Source organism: Pseudomonas bubulae, from assembly GCF_037023725.1.
In the GTDB taxonomy this organism is placed as follows: domain Bacteria; phylum Pseudomonadota; class Gammaproteobacteria; order Pseudomonadales; family Pseudomonadaceae; genus Aquipseudomonas; species Aquipseudomonas bubulae.
The window spans coordinates 67,170-91,551 of record NZ_CP146077.1; the positions used below are offsets into that span (position 1 = coordinate 67,170).

Here is a 24,382-nt window from a genome sequence, read left to right on the forward strand (position 1 = left end):
ACCGGGCAGTTAAGGGTTGACTATATAACAGCTGGATGAAGATCAAGAGCCCCTCACCCTAGCCCTCTCCCGAAGGGAGAGGGGACAAAAGCGCAGATCAGCCCCCTCGCCCTCAGGGAGAGGGTTGGGGTGAGGGCAGGCTTTGCGGCTACAATCGCGCTCCCCCAAGGAGCCTGCATGTCATCTTCCCTGTTAGCCGACTGGCGCGACCGTCCTACCCATCGCCGGGTGTGGGCGCTGGCGGCCCCCATGATCCTGTCCAATATCTCCGTGCCGTTGGTAGCGTTGGTCGACAGTACCGTTATCGGCCATTTGCCCCACGCCCATCAACTGGGCGCCGTCGCCGTGGGCGCCAGCCTGTATATCTTCCTGGCCTGGATGATGGGTTTTCTGCGCATGGGCACCACCGGCTTCGCCGCGCAGGCCGCCGGACGCGGTGATGGCGCCGCGCTGCGGCAAATCCTGCTGCAGGGCCTGTTGCTCAGCGTGCTGTTGTCGATGCTGCTGGGGGCCATTGCGATTCCTTTTAGCGGCGTGGCCCTGAGCCTGATGCAGCCCTCCACCGAACTGCACGCGCTGACTCTGGAGTTCTTCCACACACGGCTGTTTGGCCTGCCCGCCGCACTGGCCAGTTATGCACTGGTAGGCTGGTTTTTGGGCACGCAAAACGCCCGCGCACCGTTGGCGATCCTGCTGACGACCAATCTGGTGAATATCGCGCTGAACCTGTGGTTCGTCCTCGGGCTGGACTGGGGGGTGGCAGGCTCGGCCCGGGCTTCGGTGATTGCCGAATGGAGCGGCGCCCTGCTCGGTCTGTGGCTGACCCGCGGTGCCCTGCGTCGATATCCGGGCAAGGTAGTGTGGGCCGCCCTGGGCATGTGGCACAACTGGAAGCCGTTACTGGGGGTCAATCGCGATATTTTTATCCGCAGCCTGATGCTGCAACTGGTGTTTTTCTCCATCACCCTGCAAGGCGCCCGCCTGGGCGATGCCACCGTGGCTGCCAATGCGTTATTGCTCAATGGCCTGCTGCTGGCTGCCCATGCCCTGGACGGTCTGGCCCACGCCGTCGAGGCACTGTGCGGACACGCTATCGGCGCCCGCGACCGTGAGGCGTTGCGCCGCTCGATGGTGGTGGCCTGCGGCTGGTCACTATTGGCCAGCCTGGGTTTTGCGCTGCTGTTTATGTTCGGCGGGCATCTGTTTGTGCAAATGCAGACCGACATCCCCAGCGTGCGCGACACCGCTTTCCAGTACTTGCCCTATCTGGCCCTGCTGCCGCTGATTGCAGTGTGGAGCTACCTGCTTGACGGGCTGTTTATCGGTGCTACCCGCGCTCGTGAAATGCGCAATGCCATGGTCATCAGCGTGGTCATCGTCTTCCCCGCCGCCTGGGTCCTGCACGGCTATGGCAACCACGGGCTGTGGATAAGTTTCCTGCTGTTTATGGTGCTGCGCAGCCTGACCCTGGGCGTGTATGCATGGCAGATGCAGCGCAAGAATCAGTGGTTCGGCGCCTGACACTGAGGCGAAAAAAAACGCCGGCCCGTGCAATGCACAGGCCGGCGTTTTTCGGTCAGCTCTGAAGCCCGTGGGGATCAGTGGCTCGACAGGTACGACGAGCGGGTCAGGCCCAGGCGCAGTGCGTCGAGGTACTGGGTACGCTCCTTGGCACTGATGCTGGCGCTGGCCACTTTGTCGCGGTAGTGGTTCATCAGCTCTTCAGGCGACAAGTGCACGTAGCGCAGCATGTCTTCGATGGTGTCATGGGTCTCGATACCGGCGTGGTACACGCTGCCGTCTTCGTTCTGGTAGATGTTCACCGAGTCGGTGTCACCGAACAGGTTGTGCATGTCACCGAGGATTTCCTGGTAAGCGCCCACCAGGAAGATCCCCAGCAGGTAGTCTTCACCTTCGTTCAGCCCGTGCACCGGCAGGCTGGTTTCGATGCTCTGCTCGTCGACGTATTGCTTGATCTTGCCGTCGGAGTCACAGGTCAGGTCTTGCAGCACGGCGCGACGCAGCGGCTCTTCGTTGAGACGATGCAGCGGCAGGATCGGCAGTACCTGGCCAATCGCCCAGGTGTCCGGCAGACTCTGGAACACCGAGAAGTTGCAGATGTACTTGTCGGCCAGCTTGTCGTTGAGCTCGTCCAGCACCTGACGGTGGGAACGCTGACGCGCTTTCAGCGAGTTGTGCAGGCGACGGCACACCGCGAAGTAGCACTGTTCGGCCAGGGCCTTTTCCGCCAGGGTGATTTTGCCATCAGCGTACTGGGCAGCGATATCGCTCATGTAGTGCGTGGCGCGCCAGTAGGTTTCGGTGACCATCTCAATGTCGGTCGGCCCCAGCAGGTCCACCAGCCATTGCACGGTTTCCGGCAGGCTTTCCTTGTTTTCGATCACCGGCACGTCGTCGTTGTGTTTCTCGACGTCGGTCACCTGCACCACCAGCATGGCGTGGTGGGCGGTCAGGGAACGGCCACTCTCGGAGAAGATGTGCGGGTGCGGCAGGCTCTGCGCATCGCAGAACTCTTTGAGCATACCCACAACCACACCGGCGTAATCGTCCATGTCGTAGTTGATCGAACTGGCGTTGCGCGAGTGGGTACCGTCGTAATCCACGCCCAGACCGCCGCCCACGTCGATATGGTCAACCGGCAGGCCGAGGTTGCGCAGTTCGCCGTAATAGCGGATCGCTTCCTTGAAACCGTGCTGGTAGTCCGCCAGGTTGGCGATCTGCGAGCCCATATGGAAGTGCAGCAGGCGGATGCCCTGGTCCAGACCGGCCGCTCGGAAGCGCTCAACCACCGACAGCAATTGCGCGGCAGAAAGACCGAACTTGGATTTTTCACCGCCGGTGTCAGCCCACTTGCTCGACGCCAGGGACGACAGGCGCACGCGCAGGCCAACCTGTGGCTTGACCTTGAGCGAGGCTGCTTCTTCGATCACCAGGTCTACTTCGGATTCTTTCTCGATCACGATAAAGACGTTGTGACCCAGCTTCTGGCCCATCAGCGCCAGGCGGATGAACTCACGGTCCTTGTAACCATTGCAGACGATGGTGCCGCCCTTGGGCGCCAGGGCCAGCACGGCCAGCAGCTCGGGCTTGGAGCCGGCTTCAAGACCGATCGACACGTTCTTGGTAGCGATGATGTTTTCGATCACCGCTTCCTGCTGGTTAACCTTGATCGGGTACAGCGCGGTGTATTCGCTCTGGTATTCCAGGCGCGCGATGTTGGCATCGAATGCGCCGGTCAGCTGGCGTACACGGTCTTGCAGGATATCCGGGAAACGCACCAGCAACGGCAAGGACAAACCGCTGGTCTTGCGCAGCTCGTCGACCTGCTCGTACAAATCGATGGGCGAGCTGTTCGGGCCGTTCGGACGGACTTCTACGCGACCGGCTTCATTGATCGCGAAATACCCGGCCCCCCAATGGCGAATCCCGTAAACACTGCGGCTGTCCGCAACTGTCCATTGGCTGCCATCGTCTTTGCGTGTGCGTCGTACGGACATCGAAGTCCCCTATAAATAAGTCAAATAGCCCAGCCTGAAAGCAGGCTGGCGCAGTCTAAAGTGTGAACGTGACGATTAGTCAGACCCTGACAATAGCGCCGAGTTTAGAAACCGGTGATAACAGGCTCTGTGAAAACCATGGCGAGCACGCTCTGACCAGCCTTCGAGGGGCGCCAGAACGGCTGTGCGGTGGCTTTCACAGAGGCTGCTAGCCGCCGGACTTCTTGGCTTTGAAACCGTGCTTGACCAGCTCGGCCAGCAGCAGTTCGACGTGGTCGCCCTGGATCTCGATGATGCCGTCTTTCAACGCGCCACCGGTGCCGCAGCGTTTTTTCAACGTCGTGGCCAGTTCCTTGAGTGCGTCTTCAGCCAACGGCACGCCGGTGATGGTGGTCACCGTCTTGCCGCCGCGGCCTTTGCTTTCGCGGCGCACGCGAGCGATACCGTCACCTTCGGGGATCAGGGTTTGTTTGCAGGTACAGGCGTCCACCGGCTGACGGCAGTCCGGACAGTGACGACCTGCGTCGGTGGAAAATACCAGGCCACCCAGGGCGGCGAAGGATGCGGCTTTTTTGGCCACCGGCAATCCTCATTCGGAGGACAAATAATTGGCCGGTGCCTGGCGCTGTTGCGCCAGGGTGTACCGACCGCGAAGCCCCACTCTGGCAGGGGCAGCGCAACTCAGGAGGGAAAACCGCCTGAGCCTGAAAAAGGTCGCGCAGTGTAACGACAAAATCGCTGCATCCCAATAGCCAATCGGCGGCATTTTTTAAAGCGCCAGCCACGAACTTGTGGGAGCGGGCTTGCTCGCGATGGGATCGCAGCGGTGCAACTGAAAAACCGGGTCGACTGAATCGCGAGCAAGCCCGCTCCCACAGGGGGAATCAACGTCAGCCCTGGGTCATATAACGCTTGAGCGCATCCAGTGAGTCAGGGCAGTAGTCCAGTTGCGTACTCAGGTGCAATGCCTCGGCCACCGGCATAAAGCACGCTTGCTGCACTTCCTCGGGCTGCACCTGCAACGGGCCGTCCCACACCGCTGAAAACACTGCGCACCACAGATGGTTTTGCGGAGCCTCGAAGTAAAAGCGCTCATGGGCCGTCAGCGGCACACCACTCACACCCAGTTCTTCGGCCAACTCACGGGCCGCCGATTCGGCGTAGGTTTCATTCACCCCGACCATGCCGCCCGCTGCCACATCCCAGAACCCCGGGTACAGCGCTTTGCTCAGGGTGCGTTGATGCACGCACAGCTCCCCGGCAGAGTTGAACAGCAAAATGAACGTACCTCGTCCAATCAGGCCGCGCTCGCGCAATTCATGACGGGGCAGGCCGCCCAGCAGGCGATCATCGCGATCCACCCAGGCAACTTGCTCGACATCAGAGGCCGCACGGTGTGCGGCCTCCAAGGCTGAAATGGCCATTGCTTAGCCTTGCGACAACAATTGACGCAAGTCCATGACCGCCGCGTTGGCGCGGGAAATATAGTTGGCCATGACCAGCGAATGGTTGGCCAGCACGCCATAGCCGCTGCCATTGAGGATCATCGGGCTCCAGACCGGTTCTTGCGCCGCTTCCAGCTCGCGAATGATCTGGCGCACGCTGACCGTGGCGTTCTTTTTCGCCAGCACATCGGCAAAGTCGACCTCAATGGCACGCAGCAAGTGTGACAGCGCCCAGGCCTGACCACGGGCTTCATAGAACACGTTGTCGATCTGCATCCACGGGGTTTCTACCACTTCTTCATCCACCACCGGCACCTGACCCGGTTGCAGGCTTTCGGTTTTCAGCGCGCTGTTGAGCTTGACCCGACCCACGCTGGCCGACAGGCGTTGCGACAGGGAGCCCAGACGGGTGCCGACATCACCCAACCAGTTGTTGAGGTTGTCGGCGCGGGCATAGAACAGGGCGTTTTTCTGGTTAGGGTCAGACAGGCGTGCCTGATAACGGCTCAGGGAATTGATGCCTTCCTGGTATTCGGATTCGCTGGACGGCAGCATCCAGCTTTTGTTGTCAAAGTTGAAACGCGGCTCGGCCTTGGCCAGATCGGCATCTTCCGCAGACTGCGACTGTGAACGGGCGAAGTCTTTGCGCAGGGCGCGGGTCAGGTCGCGCACCTGCACCAGAACGCCGTATTCCCAGCTAGGGATGTTGTCCAGAAAAATGCCCGGTGGAAAACGGTCATTGGACAGGTAACCGCCCGGTTTGCTCAGCAATGTGCCGGCCACGGTCTTGAGGGTTTCGACGGTGGTGAAGCCCGGCACCATCTGTTTGCCTTCTTTTTCGGCCGCCAATTGCGCGTTTTGCTGCACCGGGAACAGATCCGGCTCCTGGCTCCAGTACCAGCCCAGACCCAGGTTCACCAGCACAAAAATCCCTACCAGCACCGCGATGGAACGGCTCAGCAGGATGCTCTTGAAATAGCCACGCGACTGTATTTTGGGCTCTTTGACCGATTCGCGGGCTGTGCCCTCACGTTTTTTCCAGTCCAGCATGGCTATATCCTTTCATATGCTTGATTCAACGGTTCGACCACAACCCTAACCCATCGTGCCTTGCATGCACGCTTTTTATCTCAGGGGGCCACTACGCCCGGCACTATAGAACAAGCGCACAGGTGATGGGCAATATGGCTGCCCGACAGTTAATTTCAAGGAGAAACTCGTAGATTTGCAATGAGCTGCTAGCATAGAGCCATCATTCGATTTCAGCATGCCTCCCTACCCAGCAGCCAGGTTATGACCGAGCAAGAAGATCCCAGTCGCGAGCGTCTGAAAAACCACTTTGCCCAGCGTGTCACCCACCAGGCCCGCCAGATCCTTGAGATCTGGCAACGTCTGCAGGCCAATGAGTGGTCGCCTGCCGGCCTGGCCGAGCTCGACGACGCCAATTTGCGCCTGCTGCGCTTTGCCGAGCGCTTCGAGCAACCGGAGCATACCGCGCTGGCGCGGGCCATCGGCCTGGCGCTGCAGGACATGGCCGCCAACCAGAGCCGCCTGAGCAGCTCGATCATCACCGAACTCAATCGCCTTATGCAGCGCCTGTCACGCACCGGCTTGCGTCAGGGCGACTTGATGGGAAATATCAACCTGCCACCGCTGCGCAAGCCGGTGTATATCCTGCTGCAAGACCTGCCGCGCGCCGACCGACTAGCCAGGCAGCTAGAGTTTTTCGAGCTCAGCGCCCAGGCGATCAGCAGCCCGGCAGCATTTCGTCAGGCCATGGCCGAGCGTCATCCGGCCGCCATTGTGATGGACGTGGACTTTGCCAGCCCCGGTTTTGGCCTTGAACTGGCCGCCCAGGCCCAAGCCGGTCTTGAGCAAAAATTGCCGCTGCTGTTTTTCAGCCTGCATGAAACCGACACCCCGACCCGCCTTGCAGCGGTGCGCGCAGGCGGGCAGGCGTTTTTGACCGGCACCCTGGAAGCCTCCAGCCTGATGGAGAAAATCGAGGTGCTGACCTGTGTCGCCCAATATGAGCCCTACAAAGTGCTGATCATTGACGACTCCCGGGCCCAGGCGCTGCACACCGAGCGCCTGCTCAACAGCGCAGGCATTGTTACCCGCACCCTGATCGATCCGATCCAGGCGATGGCCGAGCTGGCAGACTTCCAGCCAGACCTGATCATCCTCGACATGTACATGCCCTCCTGCACTGGCACCGAGTTGGCCAAGGTCATCCGCCACAACGACCGCTACGTCAGCGTGCCAATCATTTATCTGTCGGCCGAAGACGATATGGACAAGCAGCTTGATGCCATGAGCGAGGGCGGCGATGACTTCCTGACCAAGCCAATCCAGCCGCGCCATCTGATCACCACCGTACGCAACCGTGCCGTGCGCGCCCGCCATCTCAAGGCGCGGATGGTGCGCGACAGCCTGACCGGGTTGTACAACCACACCCATATCCTGCAACTGCTCGAAGACTGCACCTTTCGCGCCCGCCGCGAGAACCGCCCCTTGAGCTTTGCCATGCTCGACCTCGATCACTTCAAGCACGTCAACGATGGCTACGGCCACCCCATGGGCGACCGGGTGATCAAGAGCCTGGCGCTGTTTCTCAAGCAGCGCCTGCGCAAAAGCGACTTTATTGGCCGCTACGGCGGCGAGGAATTCGCGATTGTGATGCCTGACACCGATCAAGAGTCGGCCTATAAGGTACTCAATCAGATTCGCCAGCGCTTTGCCGAAATCCACTACCCGGCCCAGCCCGCAGACCTGTCGTGCTCCTTCAGCGCAGGCGTGGTGCAGATGCAGGGCGAAGCCGACAGCCTGCAAATGGCCTCCCAGGCCGATGAGGCGCTGTACCGCGCCAAGAACAATGGGCGCAATCAGGTACAACCCTTTCACCAGACAAGGCCAATTGCCACTATTTGTCCCTGATCCCGAGTTTTCGTCACAACGCTGTAACTTAAGTGCAATAACTTTTGCCGCTTCTGACTGTGTAGTAGGCAAAATCCCACATGCGCCTCAAGCTGCTAACCAACCTCAACACGCTATTGCTGGTCGCCGTGTGCCTCGCGCTGGGTGCAACCTTGTGGTGGTCACAACAGGCCCTGGAACGCCCATTTTTGCTGATGGAACGCTACTTGAGCCTTTCGCAGCAGTTCCACAACACAGTGGCACGCAATATCGAGGACTACCTGGCCAGCGGTGACGCCCTGCGCCTGAGTGATGCCAACAGCGCCCTCGACACTCTCAAAAGCGAACTCACTCCTTTGCCGCCCGCACTGGCCGATGCACTGCGCCCCAGCCTGGAAAACCTCAGCACCTACAGCAATTCCGAACTGCTGGCCGCTGGCAAACTGGCCGGCGACCCCCAGGCCTTACTGCTACAGGCCGAACGCGAGCTGAGCGCCGGCCTGGAACAACTCGGCCAATATGCCAGTGACGCCACTTCCAACGAGGCCCGCGCTTATCTGCCCCTGCTGTTCACTGCCTCGCAACACCTGGCCAAGCTGTCCCTCGCCCGCGAAAAACTGGTCAGTAGCGGACGCAGTGAACTGGCCGGCGATGTGGAACGTGAGCTGGACAGCATTGAGCTCCAGGCCAGGCAAATCGACGCCCTGCCCCTGCTGGGCGTGAGCAGTAAAAGTGCCTCGGGCACCGATGATTTTGCCGCGATGATGGGCCTTGATCCCACCGAAACAACCCAAGCCGAAGATGCAGGAATTGCTCTCAAGCGCGAACTTAACAGCCTGCTAAGCCGCTACCCCGCAGAACTCAAGCGCACCCGGGACCAGATCGAACAACGCAGCCAGCTCAGCGCCGCCACCCACCTCAAGCTCAACGCCGTACAGCAGGCCATTGCCGGGCTGGAGCCCGTTGTGCGCGCCGAACACGGGCAAATCCAGAATGAAGTGCGGCTGATCCAGGGCCTGATGATTGGCCTTATCCTGTTGATCGCACTCCTGATCGACACCTTGCAGCGCAAACTGGCGCGGGTACTGACCTACCTTGCACCGCTGCTGTCGACCTGGGCCGAAGGTGATTTCAGCCGCGACATTCAATTGGGTAAAACCAACCGGGAATTGCGTGATATCGAGGCGTCACTAAACCGCCTGCGCAGCTATCTGGTGAACCTGGTGGGCACCTTGCGCCTGAATGCCGAGCAAGTGGCCGGCAGCAGCCGGACCCTGGCCGAGCTGAGCTCCGGACTGCATAGCGGCGCCGAGCGCCAGGCCGGCGATAGCGCACAAATCCGCGACGCGCTGGGTGAGCTGGAGGCCACCATTTCCCAGGTGGCGGGCGACGCCAGCCAGGCTGCCGATGCCAGCCGCAGTGCCGGCCTTGCGGTGGCCCAGGGGCAACGGGTGATTGGCCAGAGCCTGACCGGGCTGCATGCCCTGGTCGGTGAAGTACAAGGTAACGCGCAAACCATCGAACGCCTGGCCGAAGAGTCGGCCACCATCGGTGGCGTGTTGACGGTGATTCGATCGATTGCCGACCAGACCAACCTGCTGGCCCTGAATGCCGCTATCGAAGCGGCCCGCGCCGGTGAAATGGGCCGCGGCTTTGCCGTGGTCGCGGAAGAAGTGCGCTCGCTGGCACAGCGCACCGCAGGCGCGACCAACGAAATCCAGACCCTGATTGGCGGCCTGCAACTGGCCGCCCGCCAATCGGTTGAGGGCATCCGCGCACAAGTGACCCACGCCCGGGCCACCGCCCAGCAAGCCCAGGACGCAGATGGGGCACTGGATGAAATTGTCGGGGCGATTGCCACCATCTCCACTACCGCCGTACGCATCGCCGACGTTACCGCGCAGCAGACGGGGGCGGTCGGTGAGATCCGCGATCACGGTGAACGGATTCACGTACTGGGGGACGAAAACCTGCAACGTATCGGCATTGCCCGCGACCAGAGCCAGCAGCTACTGACGCTGGGGTCAGAACTCAACACCGCGGTGCAGGCGTTTCGGGTGTAACCCGCCCCCCTTGTGGGAGCGGGCTTGCTCGCGATACCGACGACTCGGTCTACCTGCATGACCACGGTGATGCAATCGCGAGCAAGCCCGCTCCCACACACCCACATACCCATGCACCGCGCTATCATGCCCCCACGTTTGATTTGCGAGATTCCTATGCGCCGCCTGCTTTTGCTCCTGTGTCTGCTGTTTGCCGTGCCTGCCATGGGCGCGGGCTTGCTGGATAACCGCCCCAGCGCAACCCTGGGCGCCATCAACAACAGCAGCGACTTTCTGCCAGTACGCGAAGCCTTCAAGCTCAACCTCATCAGCAGCACACCCGAGTCGATCAAGCTGCGCTTCGTGCCCACCGAAGGCTATTACCTGTACCGGCACAAGTTCGCCTTCAAGACCGAACCCGCCGATATCGCCCTGGGCACCGCGCAACTGCCCCCCGGCGAAGCCAAACACGATGAGTACTTTGGCAATGTCGAGGTCTATCACGGGATTCTTGACGTCGATATCCCGCGCCCGGCCAAAGACCAGCGCCCCTTCACCCTGGTGGTCACCTACCAGGGCTGTGCCGACAAGGGCCTGTGCTACCCGCCGGAAACCGAGCGCCTGAGCATCGATGGCGTCACAGCCACCAGCACCGGCGAACCGGCAACCGCGTGGAACTGGCGCGAACTGGCGCTGTTTTTCCTGGCCGGCCTGGGCCTAACATTTACTCCCTGCGTACTGCCGATGCTGCCGATTCTGTCGGGCGTGGTGTTGCGCGGCCAGGTGGGCGGGCGGCGCGGCTTCAGCCTGTCGCTGGCCTACGTGTTGCCGATGGCGGCCTGCTTTGCCCTGCTGGGCGCCTTGATGGGCATGTTCGGTGCGCAACTCAATTTGCAGGCACGTTTGCAATCGGTGTGGGTGCTGGTGCCTTTCGCGCTGTTCTTCGCGATTTTCGCCCTCGCCATGTTCGGTGTATTTGAACTGAAACTGCCGCAAGCCATCAGCAATCGCCTCGACCGTGTCGCCAATCGCACCCAGGGTGGCTCGCTGTGGGGCGCGGCGGTGCTGGGCGTGGTCTCCAGCCTGCTGGTTTCTCCTTGTGTATCGGCGCCGCTGGCCGGGGCGCTGCTGTACATCAGCGCCAGTGGCGATGCGCTGGGTGGCGGCTTGAAGCTGTTCGCCCTGGGCCTGGGGATGGGCGCACCGTTGCTGTTGGTCGCAACCGGTGGTGCGGCCTGGCTGCCAAAAAGCGGACCGTGGCTGGTCAGTGTGAAAAACGCGATTGGCGTACTGCTGCTCGGCCTGGCAATCGGCCTGCTCAGCCGCGTGCTGCCCGGGCCGGTCACGCTGCTGCTGATCGGCGCGCTGGCGGCGGGTGTCAGTTTGTTCCTTGGCACCCTCGAGTTCACCAGCAAAGCCCCGCGCCAGCGTCTGGCTCAACTGCTGGGCCTGTTTTTACTGATCTATGCCCTGGCCTGCTGGTTTGGCGCCCTGAGCGGTCAGAGCGATCCGCTCAACCCCATCGGCCATTCCCAACCGGTTGCCAGCGCCGCAAATGGTTCTGCAGTACCAGCAGGCCAATGGCTCACTGTCAGCACCCCGGCCGAACTGGACAGCGCACTGGCCCAGGCCAAAGCCGCTGGGCAACCACTGTTGCTGGACTGGTACGCCGACTGGTGCATCAGTTGCAAAGTGATCGAACATGAGGTGCTGAATAACCCCAGGGTGCTGGATCTGCTCAAGGGTTACCGACTGGTGCGTTTCGATATGACTGCCAGCAATGCCGAACAACGCGCCCTGCTCGATCACTACAAATTGTTCGGCCCTCCGGCACTGATGTTCTTCGGCAAGGAGGGAGCCGAAATAAGTGACCAACGGGTCATCGGCGAGATCAATGCCGCGGACTTCGCCGAACGTGTTGCGATCGCGAATGACCAGATCTAGAGCCTCAGTCACAAACTTTTCGCGAACATCGGTCATCGTGCTGGCTATTGCAGTTAACTGGACAGCGAATCCGCTTTTCGGCATAGTCGCCCGGCACTGACAACTGCACACAGATAATAAGGAACAGCAGATGGCGACTTTCCTGGTACTACACGGCCCCAACCTGAACCTGCTCGGCACCCGCGAGCCGGGCGTCTACGGCGCTACCACCCTGGCGCAAATCAATCAGGATCTGGAACAAAGGGCCCGTGATGCCGGCCACCATTTGCTCTACCTGCAAAGCAACGCCGAGTATGAATTGATCGACCGCGTACACGCTGCCCGCAACGAAGGGGTGGATTTTATTCTGATCAACCCGGCGGCTTTTACCCACACCAGCGTGGCATTACGTGACGCGCTGCTGGCGGTGAGCATCCCATTCATCGAAGTGCATTTGTCTAACGTGCACAAACGCGAACCTTTCCGCCATCACTCCTACTTCTCCGACGTTGCGGTAGGTGTGATCTGCGGCCTTGGCGCCAGCGGTTATCGACTGGCCTTGGAGGCCGCCCTGGAACAGCTTGAACTACAAGCTAAACGCCCCTGACCGACCCATTGGGAGTTGACGATTCATGGATATCCGTAAAGTTAAGAAACTGATCGAGCTGCTGGAAGAGTCCGGCATCGACGAGCTGGAAATCAAAGAAGGCGAAGAGTCCGTACGTATCAGCCGTCACAGCAAGACACCTGCCCAGCAGTACTACGCGCCAGCCCCAATGCAAGCGCCTGCTGCAGCGCCAGTGGCTGTTGCCCCGGTTGCCACCGTGACCGAAGCGCCTGCTGCACCGAAACTGAACGGTTTTGTGGTCAAGTCGCCAATGGTCGGTACCTTCTACCGCACCCCGGCGCCTACCTCGCCTGCCTTCGTTGAAGTGGGCCAGACCGTCAAGGTCGGCGACACCATTTGCATCGTGGAAGCGATGAAAATGATGAACCACATCACCGCCGAAAAAGCCGGTGTTATCGAATCCATCCTGGTAGAAAACGGTCAGCCGGTTGAGTTCGACCAACCGCTGTTCACCATCGTTTGAACCACGGGGAGCCAACGATGTTGAAGCCTCAGAAGCTGGAAAAAGTCCTGATCGCCAACCGTGGCGAGATTGCTTTGCGCATCCTGCGGGCGTGCAAGGAAATGGGGATCAAGACTGTCGCGGTGTACTCCACTGCCGACAAAGAGCTGATGCACCTGGGCCTGGCAGACGAAACCGTCTGCATCGGTCCGGCACCGGCCAACCTGTCTTACCTGCACATTCCGGCCATCATCGCGGCCGCGGAAGTGACCGGTGCCACGGCGATTCACCCGGGCTACGGCTTTTTGGCTGAAAACGCCGACTTCGCCGAACAGGTCGAGAAATCCGGTTTTGCCTTCATCGGCCCGAAAGCCGACACCATTCGCCTGATGGGCGACAAGGTATCGGCCAAGCACGCCATGATCGCAGCAGGCGTTCCGACCGTTCCAGGTTCTGACGGCCCGCTGCCGGAAGACCCTGAAACCGCATTGCGCATTGGCCGTGAAGTCGGCTATCCGGTAATCATCAAGGCCGCTGGCGGCGGTGGTGGTCGCGGTATGCGCGTTGTGCACCGTGAAGAAGACCTGATCGAAGCTGCCAAACAGACCCGCGAAGAAGCCGGCGCCTGGTTCAGCAACCCGATGGTCTATCTCGAGAAATACCTGACCAATCCGCGTCACGTGGAAGTTCAGGTCATTTCCGACGGCCAGGGCAATGCCATCCACCTGGGCGACCGCGATTGCTCGCTGCAACGTCGTCACCAGAAAGTGCTGGAAGAAGCTCCGGCACCGGGCATCGACGAAACCGCACGCGCCGAAGTTCTGGCACGTTGCGTACAGGCCTGTGTAGACATCAACTACCGCGGCGCGGGTACTTTCGAGTTCCTGTACGAGAACGGTCGTTTCTACTTCATCGAGATGAACACTCGTGTGCAAGTAGAGCACCCGGTGTCCGAAATGGTCACTGGCATCGACATCCTCAAAGAGATGTTGAGCATCGCAGCCGGCAACAAGCTGTCCTTCACCCAGGCTGACGTGAACATTCACGGTCACTCGCTGGAGTGCCGGATCAACGCGGAAGACCCGGCGACGTTCATGCCGAGCCCTGGCATGGTCAAGCACTTCCACGCTCCGGGCGGCAACGGCGTTCGCGTCGATTCGCACCTGTACAGCGGCTACAAGGTTCCGTCCAACTACGACTCCCTGATCGGCAAGCTGATCACCTGGGGCTCGACCCGTGACGAAGCCATGGCGCGCATGCGCAATGCCCTGGACGAAATCGTGGTCGACGGGATCAAAACCAACATCCCGTTGCACCGTGATCTGGTGAATGACGAAGGCTTCTGCAAAGGCGGCGTCAACATTCACTACCTGGAACACAAACTGGCTAACCAGTAAGTTTGTATTCTGATCAACAAAGCCGCTTTCGAGCGGCTTTGTTGTTTCTGTAAGGCAGGCAACTGCCCTTGTGGAAGCGGGCTTGCTCGCGGTGGCCTCACACGGGCCAACCTGCCAGACCAGGTCGCCTGTATCGCGAGCAAGCCCGCTCCCACCAGGGATCCGTTGCATTCATCGTTTTTTGATTACCCCCCATGCCTACGCTCGCGTAAACTTGCGCGCTTCTCGCGGCCCGACCGGCTGCACACTCCAATTTTTCAAAGGTGCCCGCCATGCCTTGGCTGCAAGTACGCCTCGCCATCAGCCCGGAACAAGCCGAAACCTACGAAGACGCGTTCCTCGAAGTCGGTGCCGTTTCGGTTACGTTCATGGACGCCGAAGACCAACCGATCTTCGAACCTGAGCTCAACACCACCCCGCTGTGGTCGCACACCCATTTGCTGGCACTGTTCGAAGGCGGCACCGAAGCCGAACTCGTACTCTCCCATCTGGAACTGCTGACCGGTTCGCCACTGCCTGAGCATCACGCCGAAGTGATCGAAGACCAGGACTGGGAACGCAGCTGGATGGACAATTTCCACCCGATGCGTTTTGGCAAGCGCCTGTGGATCGTGCCAAGCTGGCACGCGGCTCCCGAGCCGGATGCCGTCAACCTGCTGCTCGATCCGGGCCTGGCTTTCGGCACCGGCACCCACCCGACCACCGCCCTGTGCCTGGAATGGCTGGACGGTCAGGACCTGAAAGACTGCAACGTGCTGGACTTCGGCTGCGGCTCGGGCATCCTCGCCATCGCAGCCCTGTTGCTGGGAGCCAAGGAAGCCGTCGGCACCGATATCGACGTGCAGGCGCTGGAAGCCTCACGCGACAACGCCAACCGCAACGGCATCGACCAGGCCCTGTTCCCGCTGTACCTGCCGCAAGACATGCCACAAGTGCAGGCCGATGTCGTGGTCGCCAACATCCTCGCCGGCCCACTGGTTGCTTTGGCCCCGCAACTGTCGAGCCTGGTCAAACCGGGTGGTCGCCTGGCACTGTCGGGCATCCTCGCCGAACAGGGCGAAGAAGTGGCCGCCGCTTACGCCCAGGACTTCGATCTGGACCCGATTGCCAATCGCGATGGCTGGGTGCGCATCAGCGGCCGTCGGCGCTAGAATGAAACCATGCCCAATCCGGATGGCCGCATGAGCGATAGCTTCGTTACCCAGTGCCCACATTGCCAGACCAGTTTTCGCGTCAGCCACGCCCAATTGGGCATGGCGCGCGGTGTGGTGCGCTGTGGCGCCTGCCTGCAAGTGTTCAATGCCGCGCAGCAGCTGCTGAACCAGAGCACTGAAACAGGGCAGCCGCCCGCCGTGGAGATGCCCGTCGTCGCCGCGCCCGAAGTGATCGAACCTGCCCCTGTCGAAGTACCTGCCCCAACCGTGCCGGTCAACCCGGCACCGTGGCAGACCAGCACGATCGATCTCGACCATCTGGATCTGGACGAAGAACTGGCCAAGCTCGAAGAGCGTGAAATCCAGCCCAGCAAAAGCTTTGGCCAACCGCACAAGCCCAAAACCACGTCGCTAAGCGCTCGTCGCGAAACCTCTGACGCAGAAGAAGGTGAGTGGTCAGACAGCCTGTTCAGCGAATCTGCGGCAGACCGCGCCGAATCCGCCAAGGTTGCCGGGCAAGCCGCCGAGATTGCGCAAACCGGACGCACCGAGCCGTCATTGTCACTGGACCTCGATGAACCCGACGATACCCCGCCGCTTCAGCTTTCCCTGGACGACGACCTCGAACCGCCGCTGACAGGCGAACGACTGTCTGCCACCGAGGACGAGGACGACGCACGCCCTGAGCCTGCGCCTGTCAGCAAGGACAGACGCAAACGCAATGAACCGGCCATGGGCGAAGACCCGCTGATGGATCTGGTGGACGATCCGCTGCAGCTGGACTGGCAAAAACGCCGTACGCCCTGGGGCAAACGCCTGCTCTGGAGCTTGCTGGTACTCCTGGCCGCAGCCGCACTGGCCGGGCAGTACATTGCCAACCACTTCGACGAACTGGCACGCCAGGACCAGTACCGCCCGATCTTCCAGCAGCTGTGCCCGCAGATCGGCTGTACGGTGCCCTCCAAGGTCGATATCGACCGGATCAAGAGCAGCAATCTGGTGGTACGCAGCCATCCGGAATTCGCCGGTGCGCTGGTGGTGGATGCAATCCTCTACAATCGCGCACCGTTCTCTCAGCCCTTCCCGCTGCTGGAACTGCGATTTGCCGATCTCAACGGCAAAATGATCGCCAGTCGTCGGTTTAAACCTGGCGAATACCTCAGCGGTGACTTGGCCAAAGCCGAAATGCCACCGCAAACCCCTATCCACATTGCTCTGGACATCCTCGACCCGGGCCCCAAGGCCGTGAACTACAGCCTGAGTTTTCACTCGCCCGAATGAGCGGGTTTCGCACAAGTTGCTAGCTTTAAGCTGTAACCGACACGTTTAAAGCGCACCGGCTTGCCGCTTGACCCTTGAAACTTGCTGCTTATTGTTCAAAATTCACTCAATTGCAGCTTTAACCAGTCATCGAGAGCGGGTATCATGCCAACCCTTTTTCGAACTCCCAAGATCCGGCCCCACAACAGGGAAGTCCTATGTCGGCGGTACGCATCGGCCCATATACATTGAACAACGGTTTGATTCTCGCCCCCATGGCGGGTGTCACCGACCAGCCCTTTCGTCAGCTTTGCCGACGCATGGGTGCAGGCCTTGTTGTTTCGGAAATGGTCACCAGTGACATGAGTCTCTGGAACAGTCGCAAATCGCGCCTGCGCATGATTCACGACGGTGATCCCGAGCCACGCTCGGTACAGATCGCCGGCGGTGATGCGCAAATGCTGGCAGACGCCGCCAGAGCCAATGTGGAGCTGGGCGCACAGATTATTGATATCAACATGGGTTGCCCGGCAAAGAAGGTCTGCAACAAGGCCGCCGGCTCCGCGTTGCTGAAAGACGAAGCACTGGTAAACGAGATCCTGCAGGCCGTCGTGGCTGCGGTTGATGTGCCGGTTACCCTGAAGATCCGCACCGGCTGGGACCGGGACAACAAGAACGGCATCACGGTGGCAAAGATCGCCGAACAAGCCGGGATCAGCGCACTGGCGGTGCACGGCAGAACCCGTGCCGACCTGTACACCGGTGATGCCGAGTACGACACCATTGCCGCGATCAAGCAGGCCGTGTCGATACCGGTGTTTGCCAACGGCGATATCGATTCACCCCAAAAGGCCCTGCACGTGCTGAGCGCGACCGGGGCTGACGGACTGTTGATTGGCAGGGCGGCCCAGGGGCGGCCCTGGATTTTCCGCGAAGTCGATCACTTTCTGCGTACCGGGCAACTGCTGCCGGCACCGGAGATGATCGAAGTGGAACGTATTCTGCTAGAGCACCTGGCTGCATTGCACACCTTCTATGGGGAGGTGCTGGGCGTACGTATCGCCCGTAAGCATGTCGGGTGGTATCTGGCAACCTTGCCGGGCGCCAAGGAGTTTCGCGCCCACTTCAATCGTTTGGAAGATACGGAAGCACAATGCGCCAACGTTCAGGCGTTTTTCGCCGAACGACACAAGAGCCTGGTGACAGGGGACGAAGGATGGGTGGCCGCATGACGATGATGACCGAGACATTAGTGAGTGGAACAACGCCCGTGAGCGACAACGTCAACTTGAAACAGCACCTCAATACACCGAGCGAAGAAGGCCAGACCCTTCGCGGGAGTGTCGAGAAGGCGCTGCACAATTATTTCGCCCATCTGGAGGGCGCTGAAGTCACGGACGTCTACAACCTGGTACTTTCCGAAGTCGAGGCTCCCCTTCTCGAGTGCGTCATGAACTACGTCAAGGGCAACCAGACCAAGGCCTCCGAGCTGCTGGGCCTCAATCGCGGCACCTTGCGCAAAAAGCTCAAACAGTACGATCTGCTGTAAGCATTCAATCAAACCTGAAAGGCGTCCTGATAAAACAGGCCGCCTTTTTTGCTGACTCCTTTGCTTTTGATGGAAATCGAGATGACCGATCAGACTACCCGCCTGCCGATCCGCCGCGCTCTAATCAGCGTTTCCGACAAAACCGGAATCCTTGATTTCGCCCGTGAACTGGAAGCCCTCGGCGTCGAGATCCTGTCCACTGGCGGTACCTTCAAGCTGCTGCAAGACAACGGTGTGGCCGCTGTTGAAGTCGCGGACTACACCGGCTTTGCAGAAATGATGGACGGTCGGGTGAAAACCCTGCATCCGAAAATCCACGGCGGCATCCTGGGCCGTCGCGGCATCGACGACGACATCATGAACGAGCACGGCATCAAGCCGATCGACCTGGTCGCGGTCAACCTCTACCCGTTCGAAGCCACCATCTCCAAACCAGGTTGCGACCTGCCGACCGCCATCGAGAACATCGATATCGGTGGCCCGACCATGGTTCGCTCGGCAGCGAAAAACCACAAAGACGTGGCCATCGTGGTCAATGCCAGCGACTACGCCAATGTTCTGGAAAACCTCAAGGCCGGCGGCCTGACCTACGCGCAGCGTTTCGACCTGATGCTCAAGGCCTTCGAACACACTGCCGCCTACGACGGCATGATCGCCAACTACCTGGGCACCGTGAACCAGGCTGCTGAAACACTGAGCACCGAAGACCGCGGCCTGTTCCCGCGCACCTTCAACAGCCAGTTCATCAAGGCCCAGGAAATGCGCTACGGCGAGAACCCGCACCAGAAAGCGGCGTTCTACGTTGAAGCCAAGCCGACCGAAGTCAGCATTGCCACTGCAACCCAGCTGCAAGGCAAGGAACTGTCGTTCAACAACGTGGCCGATACCGATGCCGCGCTGGAATGTGTAAAAAGCTTTGTCAAACCGGCATGCGTCATCGTCAAGCACGCCAACCCGTGCGGCGTTGCCGTCAGCCCGGACGCCGAAGGCGGCATTCGCCAGGCCTACGAGCTGGCATACGCCACGGATACCGAGTCGGCTTTCGGCGGCATTATCGCTTTCAACCGTGAGCTGGACGCCGAAACGGCCAAGGCCATTGTCGAGCGTCAGTTCGTTGAAGTGATCATCGCCCCGTCCGTGAGCGAAGAAGCCCGCGCCATCGTGGCCGCCAAAGCCAACGTGCGCCTGCTGGCCTGCGGCCAGTGGAGCGAAGATCGCGCCCCGGCCTGGGACTTCAAACGCGTTAACGGCGGTTTGCTGGTACAGAGCCGCGACATCGAGATGATCGGCAGCGAAGACCTGAAAGTCGTGACCAAGCGCGCCCCGAGCGAGCAAGAGATCAACGACCTGATCTTTGCCTGGAAAGTGGCCAAGTACGTAAAATCCAACGCCATTGTTTACGCCAAGGGTCGTCAGACCATCGGTGTCGGCGCAGGCCAGATGAGCCGCGTAAACTCGGCCCGTATCGCTGCGATCAAGGCTGAACACGCCGGCCTGCAAGTGCAGGGCGCGGTCATGGCATCGGACGCATTCTTCCCGTTCCGTGACGGCATCGACAACGCAGCCAAAGCCGGCATCACTGCCGTGATCCAGCCAGGCGGCTCGATGCGTGACAACGAAGTGATTGCAGCCGCTGACGAAGCGGGCATTGCCATGGTGTTCACCGGCATGCGCCACTTCCGTCACTAACAGCACGATCCCATGTAGGCACCGGCTTTTGTGGGAGCTGGCTTGCCTGCGACAGCAACACCTCGGTAGTGTCTGAAACACCGAGGTGCCTGTATCGCGGGCAAGCCCGGCTCCCACAAAAGCCCGGCCTTCAGGCACCTCAGCGGTGCTCATCAGAATTCAGCGTCATCCGAGGTTTTTGAAATGAATGTTTTGATCATTGGCAGCGGTGGCCGCGAACACGCACTGGCCTGGAAAGTAGCTCAGGACCCACGTGTCGCCAAAGTATTCGTTGCCCCGGGCAACGCCGGCACCGCCATTGAAGCCAAATGCGAGAACGTCGCCATCGACGTGCTGGCCCTTGAGCAACTGGCAGACTTTGCCGAGAAAAACGTTTCCCTGACCATCGTGGGCCCGGAAGTCCCGCTGGTTGCCGGTGTGGTTGACCTGTTCCGCTCCCGTGGCCTGGACTGCTTCGGCCCGACCGCTGGCGCTGCCCAGCTGGAAGGCTCCAAGGCGTTCACCAAAGACTTCCTGGCGCGTCACAAGATCCCGACCGCCGACTACCAGAACTTCACCGAAATCGAACCGGCTCTGGCTTACCTGCAGAAAGTCGGCGCGCCGATCGTGATCAAGGCTGACGGCCTGGCCGCAGGTAAAGGCGTTATCGTCGCCATGACCCTGGCCGAAGCCGAAGACGCCGTGCGTGACATGCTCGCAGGCAACGCCTTTGGCGAAGCCGGCTCGCGCGTGGTGATCGAAGAGTTCCTCGACGGCGAAGAAGCCAGCTTTATCGTGATGGTCGACGGCAAGAACGTATTGCCGATGGCCACCAGCCAGGACCACAAGCGTGTCGGCGACGGCGACACCGGCCCGAACACCGGAGGCATGGGCGCTTACTCTCCTGCCCCGGTGGTCACCGCTGACGTTCATCAGCGCGTCATGGACCTGGTCATCTGGCCAACCGTGCGTGGCATGGCCGAAGAAGGCAACGTCTACACCGGTTTCCTGTACGCAGGGCTGATGATCGACAAGGCCGGTAACCCGAAAGTGATCGAGTTCAACTGCCGCTTCGGCGATCCGGAAACCCAACCGGTGATGCTGCGCCTGCAATCGAGCCTGGTACTGCTGGTTGAAGCGGCTCTGGCTCAAGCGCTGGACAAGGTTGAAGCGCAATGGGATCCGCGCCCGAGCCTGGGTATCGTGCTTGCCGCCGGCGGCTACCCTGGCGATTACGCCAAAGGTACTGTCATCCAGGGTCTGGACGCAGCCGCCAAGCTGGAAGGCAAAGTGTTCCATGCCGGCACTGCACTCAATCAAGCCGGTGAGGTGGTGACCTCGGGGGGTCGCGTGTTGTGCGCAACCGCCATGGGCGACACCGTAGAAGCGGCACAGCACAAGGCTTACGAGCTGGCCAAGGCCATCGAGTGGGAGGGTTGCTTCTACCGTAACGATATCGGCTACCGTGCCATTGCTCGCGAACGTGGTGAACCTCAGGAGTAAACACTCCATACGGATAGGCGGGGCGTCTGCGCCCTTGCCTAACCGTTCCAGGCCCGCGCATAGTTACCGTCTAGCTTCAATCCATGAAGGGATTTCGCCGTGCGCTGGCTCAGGATCGCCATAGCTTTTACCGCCGCCCTACTGGCCACTGTGCTTGGCATGATGCCTGCGCAAGCCGCTACAGCGACCAGTTGGTCTGTTCTGTCAGACCCGCAGGCCAGCCTGCAACTGAGCGATGTACGCTCCCCTCGCCTGTCCAGCCAGTTCAGCCCTGTCGACCTTGACCGCATTGGTGCTGCTGAACCCGGCGAAGCCTTGTGGCTGCGCGTACGCCTGCAACCCGACAAGCACGAGCAGATCCTGCGGCTGTTTGCCCCTGACCTGGCGCGCCTGGACATGTATGTATTCGATGATCAAAAACTGATCAGCGAAATCAACACCGGCTCGGCATTGCCCACCAACCGCAAACCGGTGCCCAGCAGTGACTACCTGCTGCCCCTGCCGCAAAGCGCCGAACCGCTGGATGTTTACCTGCGCATGGTCTCTGACCACCAGCTGCGCCCCCACATTACTCTCGACACTGCCGTGATGCTGGCCGCCAGCCAGAGCAAGCCCCTGCTCTATGGCCTGTTGCTGGGCTGCATGACGATGCTGTTGCTGCACAACATTGTGCGCTTTGCCTTCAGCCGCTCACCCAGCAGCCTGTGGCTGGCGATCTGCGAAGCATTGCTCATGGCCAGTTCAGTGTTGTTCCTGAACCTGCTCGACCCCTGGCTGGGGCAGTGGCACAGCCTGCAAACCCCGGGCGCCTACCTGACACTGCTGCTGACCGCCCCGTGCGGGCTGATGTTCACCTATAGTTTTTTCGCGAGTCGCGGTGCCCATCGGCTGCTCAAACTGCTGCTGCTGGACATTCTTATTATCGCCCTCGGTGGCCTGTTGCTGCTGTTTATCGACAACCTGCCGCTAAACCTCATTACCTATGCCCTGGTCGGACTGGCAAGTGTCAGCATTCTGGCCGTATCGGTTTACCACTGGCAAAAGGGCTACAAACCGGCACGCATGTTTGCCATGGCGATGGTGATTTTCAATATCGGCACCCTGGTGATTCTCCCGGCGCTGCTGGGCCTGACCCTCATCGCACCGCAGGAGCTGGTGCTGGCGCTGATGTGCGTGGTGTGCATCAGCGGCTTGCTGATGAGCTTCGCCCTGAGCGAACGCAACCGCAGCATCACCCAGGCCCAGTTCAGCATCAGCCGCGAACTGGCGGCCAGCACGGCCGAAGTCAATGCCAAGGCCGAGTTCCTGTCCAAGATCAGCCATGAAATCCGCACCCCCATGAACGGCGTGCTGGGCATGACCGAGCTGCTGCTGGGCACACCGCTTTCGGTCAAGCAGCGCGACTACGTACAGACCATCCACAGCGCCGGTAATGAGCTGCTGACGCTGATCAACGAAATCCTCGACATCTCCAAGCTTGAGTCAGGGCAGATCGAACTGGATGACGTGCAGTTCGACCTCAATGCCCTGATCGAGGATTGCCTGAGCATCTCCCGCACCAAGGCCGAACAGCAGAACGTCGAACTCATCAGCTTTATCCAGCCACAAGTGCCACGGGTGATCAGCGGCGACCCCACACGCCTGCGCCAGACCCTGCTCAGCCTGCTCGAAAGCTCCCTGAAAAAGACCGACGAGGGTGAGATCCTGATCGTCGTGGCCCTTGAGGAGCGCAATGGCCCGCCACGCTTGCGCATTGCCATCCAGGACTCCGGCCAGCCGATGGATGAGCAGGAGCGTGACGCCCTGTTGCACGCCGAACTGCACAGCAAGAACTTCCTTGCCGCAACCCGCCTTGGCGGCCACCTGGGGCTGGTGATCGCCCGCCAGCTGATCATGCTGATGGGCGGCGAATTCGGCATAAAGTCCGGTCAAACCACCGGCAGCAACCTGTGGCTGACCCTGCCCCTGGACCCGCAACACCTGGAACACCCAACCTCGGACCTCGACAGCCCGCTCAAAGGCGCGCGGGTACTGGTGGTGGACGACAACGACACCTGCCGCAAAGTGCTGGTGCAGCAATGCTCCGCCTGGGGCTTGAATGTCAGCGCCGCCGCCTCGGGCAAGGAAGCCCTGGCCTTGCTGCGCACCAAGGCGCACTTGCGAGACTACTTCGACATCGTCCTGCTGGACCAGAACATGCCCGGCATGACCGGCATGCAACTGGCCGCCAAGATCAAGGAAGACCCGAGCCTGAACCACGACATCCTGCTGGTCATGCTCACCGGTATCAGTAATGCCCCTAGCAAGATCATTGCGCGTAACTGCGGGATCAAGCGCATCCTCGCCAAGCCGGTGGCCGGCTACACCCTCAAGACCACCCTGGCGGACGAACTGACCCAGCGCAACAAAGGCCATGCCGCCGCACAAACCACCGCCAATGGCCCCGCTGCCGTTGCGGTCTCCGTGCCCGGCGACTTCCGCATTCTGGTGGCCGAAGACAACAACATCTCGACCAAGGTTATCCGCGGCATGCTGGGCAAGCTCAACCTGAACCCGGACACGGCCTGCAATGGTGCCGAAGCGCTCAAGGCGATGAAGACCCAGCGCTATGACCTGGTGCTGATGGACTGTGAAATGCCGGTACTCGACGGATTTTCCGCCACCGAGCAGTTGCGCGCCTGGGAAGTCAGCCACCAGCGGGTACGAACTCCGGTTGTCGCCCTGACCGCCCACATCCTTACCGAACACAAGGAACGCGCCCGGCAGGCCGGTATGGACGGGCATATGTCCAAACCCGTGGAGCTGTCGCAACTGCGCGAACTGGTGGAGTTTTGGGTCGAACAACGTGAGCTGCGTCAATCCCGTACGCAACTGTCCTAACAGACAGCCAATCCCCCTGATAGACTTTCGGCGCCCCCTATCGATGTGAGCTCAGAC

Annotated in this window: 18 protein-coding genes; 14 read left to right on the forward strand and 4 right to left on the reverse strand. The window is 60.6% G+C overall.

Annotated elements, in window-relative coordinates:
* Positions 1-177: 177 nt before the first annotated feature.
* On the forward strand, positions 178-1,521 hold the full coding sequence (locus V6L81_RS00405; protein ID WP_338660397.1) for an MATE family efflux transporter: 1,344 nt from the start codon (positions 178-180) through the stop codon (positions 1,519-1,521).
* 77 nt (positions 1,522-1,598) lie between these two features.
* On the opposite strand, the gene speA is transcribed toward V6L81_RS00405, so the two are convergent.
* From speA to V6L81_RS00425, 4 genes are all read right to left on the reverse strand, one after another.
* Positions 1,599-3,518, reverse strand: coding sequence for an arginine decarboxylase (gene speA, locus V6L81_RS00410; protein WP_095001036.1), 1,920 nt, complete (start codon positions 3,516-3,518; stop codon positions 1,599-1,601).
* 208 nt (positions 3,519-3,726) lie between these two features.
* A complete protein-coding gene (locus V6L81_RS00415) occupies positions 3,727-4,098 on the reverse strand; it encodes a translation initiation factor Sui1 (RefSeq protein WP_016783399.1) in 372 nt (123 codons plus the stop codon).
* Positions 4,099-4,408: 310 nt separating this feature from the next.
* Positions 4,409-4,942 (reverse strand): NUDIX hydrolase, encoded by a 534-nt coding sequence (locus V6L81_RS00420; RefSeq protein WP_095026017.1) that lies wholly within the window; start codon positions 4,940-4,942, stop codon positions 4,409-4,411.
* 3 nt (positions 4,943-4,945) lie between these two features.
* Positions 4,946-6,013, reverse strand: a complete 1,068-nt coding sequence (locus tag V6L81_RS00425; protein ID WP_095001034.1) for a DUF2333 family protein — start codon at positions 6,011-6,013, stop codon at positions 4,946-4,948.
* Between the two features lie 243 nt (positions 6,014-6,256).
* On the opposite strand from V6L81_RS00425, the gene V6L81_RS00430 reads away from it, so the two are divergent.
* The 13 genes from V6L81_RS00430 to V6L81_RS00490 all read left to right on the forward strand — a co-directional run bounded on the left by V6L81_RS00430 (position 6,257) and on the right by V6L81_RS00490 (position 24,325).
* On the forward strand, positions 6,257-7,900 hold the full coding sequence (locus tag V6L81_RS00430) for a PleD family two-component system response regulator (protein WP_095001033.1): 1,644 nt from the start codon (positions 6,257-6,259) through the stop codon (positions 7,898-7,900).
* Positions 7,901-8,898: 998 nt separating this feature from the next.
* On the forward strand, positions 8,899-9,942 hold the full coding sequence (locus V6L81_RS24150) for a methyl-accepting chemotaxis protein (RefSeq protein WP_404824669.1): 1,044 nt from the start codon (positions 8,899-8,901) through the stop codon (positions 9,940-9,942).
* A 156-nt stretch (positions 9,943-10,098) separates the two neighbouring features.
* Positions 10,099-11,865 (forward strand): protein-disulfide reductase DsbD, encoded by a 1,767-nt coding sequence (locus V6L81_RS00440; RefSeq protein WP_338660399.1) that lies wholly within the window; start codon positions 10,099-10,101, stop codon positions 11,863-11,865.
* A gap of 130 nt (positions 11,866-11,995) precedes the next feature.
* The gene (gene aroQ / locus V6L81_RS00445) at positions 11,996-12,451 is read left to right on the forward strand and encodes a type II 3-dehydroquinate dehydratase (RefSeq protein ID WP_048360251.1); all 456 of its coding nucleotides are present in this window, start codon (positions 11,996-11,998) and stop codon (positions 12,449-12,451) included.
* A gap of 25 nt (positions 12,452-12,476) precedes the next feature.
* A complete protein-coding gene (gene accB, locus V6L81_RS00450) occupies positions 12,477-12,935 on the forward strand; it encodes an acetyl-CoA carboxylase biotin carboxyl carrier protein (RefSeq protein WP_095001030.1) in 459 nt (152 codons plus the stop codon).
* 17 nt (positions 12,936-12,952) lie between these two features.
* On the forward strand, positions 12,953-14,311 hold the full coding sequence (accC, locus tag V6L81_RS00455; RefSeq protein ID WP_095001029.1) for an acetyl-CoA carboxylase biotin carboxylase subunit: 1,359 nt from the start codon (positions 12,953-12,955) through the stop codon (positions 14,309-14,311).
* A 272-nt stretch (positions 14,312-14,583) separates the two neighbouring features.
* Entirely contained in the window at positions 14,584-15,462 is an 879-nt protein-coding gene (prmA, locus tag V6L81_RS00460; RefSeq protein ID WP_338660400.1) for a 50S ribosomal protein L11 methyltransferase, read from the forward strand.
* 30 nt (positions 15,463-15,492) lie between these two features.
* On the forward strand, positions 15,493-16,746 hold the full coding sequence (locus tag V6L81_RS00465; protein WP_095001098.1) for a DUF3426 domain-containing protein: 1,254 nt from the start codon (positions 15,493-15,495) through the stop codon (positions 16,744-16,746).
* 197 nt (positions 16,747-16,943) lie between these two features.
* Positions 16,944-17,957 carry a tRNA dihydrouridine synthase DusB gene (dusB, locus tag V6L81_RS00470; protein WP_095020812.1) on the forward strand — a complete coding sequence of 338 codons (1,014 nt, stop codon included), beginning with the start codon at positions 16,944-16,946 and terminating at the stop codon, positions 17,955-17,957.
* The gene (fis, locus tag V6L81_RS00475) at positions 17,954-18,274 is read left to right on the forward strand and encodes a DNA-binding transcriptional regulator Fis (protein WP_003439210.1); all 321 of its coding nucleotides are present in this window, start codon (positions 17,954-17,956) and stop codon (positions 18,272-18,274) included. The genes dusB and fis overlap by 4 nt, the downstream gene beginning before the upstream one ends.
* 81 nt (positions 18,275-18,355) lie before the next feature.
* A complete protein-coding gene (purH, locus tag V6L81_RS00480) occupies positions 18,356-19,963 on the forward strand; it encodes a bifunctional phosphoribosylaminoimidazolecarboxamide formyltransferase/IMP cyclohydrolase (RefSeq protein ID WP_095019746.1) in 1,608 nt (535 codons plus the stop codon).
* A gap of 183 nt (positions 19,964-20,146) precedes the next feature.
* Positions 20,147-21,445, forward strand: a complete 1,299-nt coding sequence (purD, locus tag V6L81_RS00485; RefSeq protein ID WP_095001025.1) for a phosphoribosylamine--glycine ligase — start codon at positions 20,147-20,149, stop codon at positions 21,443-21,445.
* A 99-nt stretch (positions 21,446-21,544) separates the two neighbouring features.
* Positions 21,545-24,325, forward strand: coding sequence for a response regulator (locus V6L81_RS00490; RefSeq protein WP_338660401.1), 2,781 nt, complete (start codon positions 21,545-21,547; stop codon positions 24,323-24,325).
* The last annotated feature ends 57 nt before the right edge of the window (positions 24,326-24,382 follow it).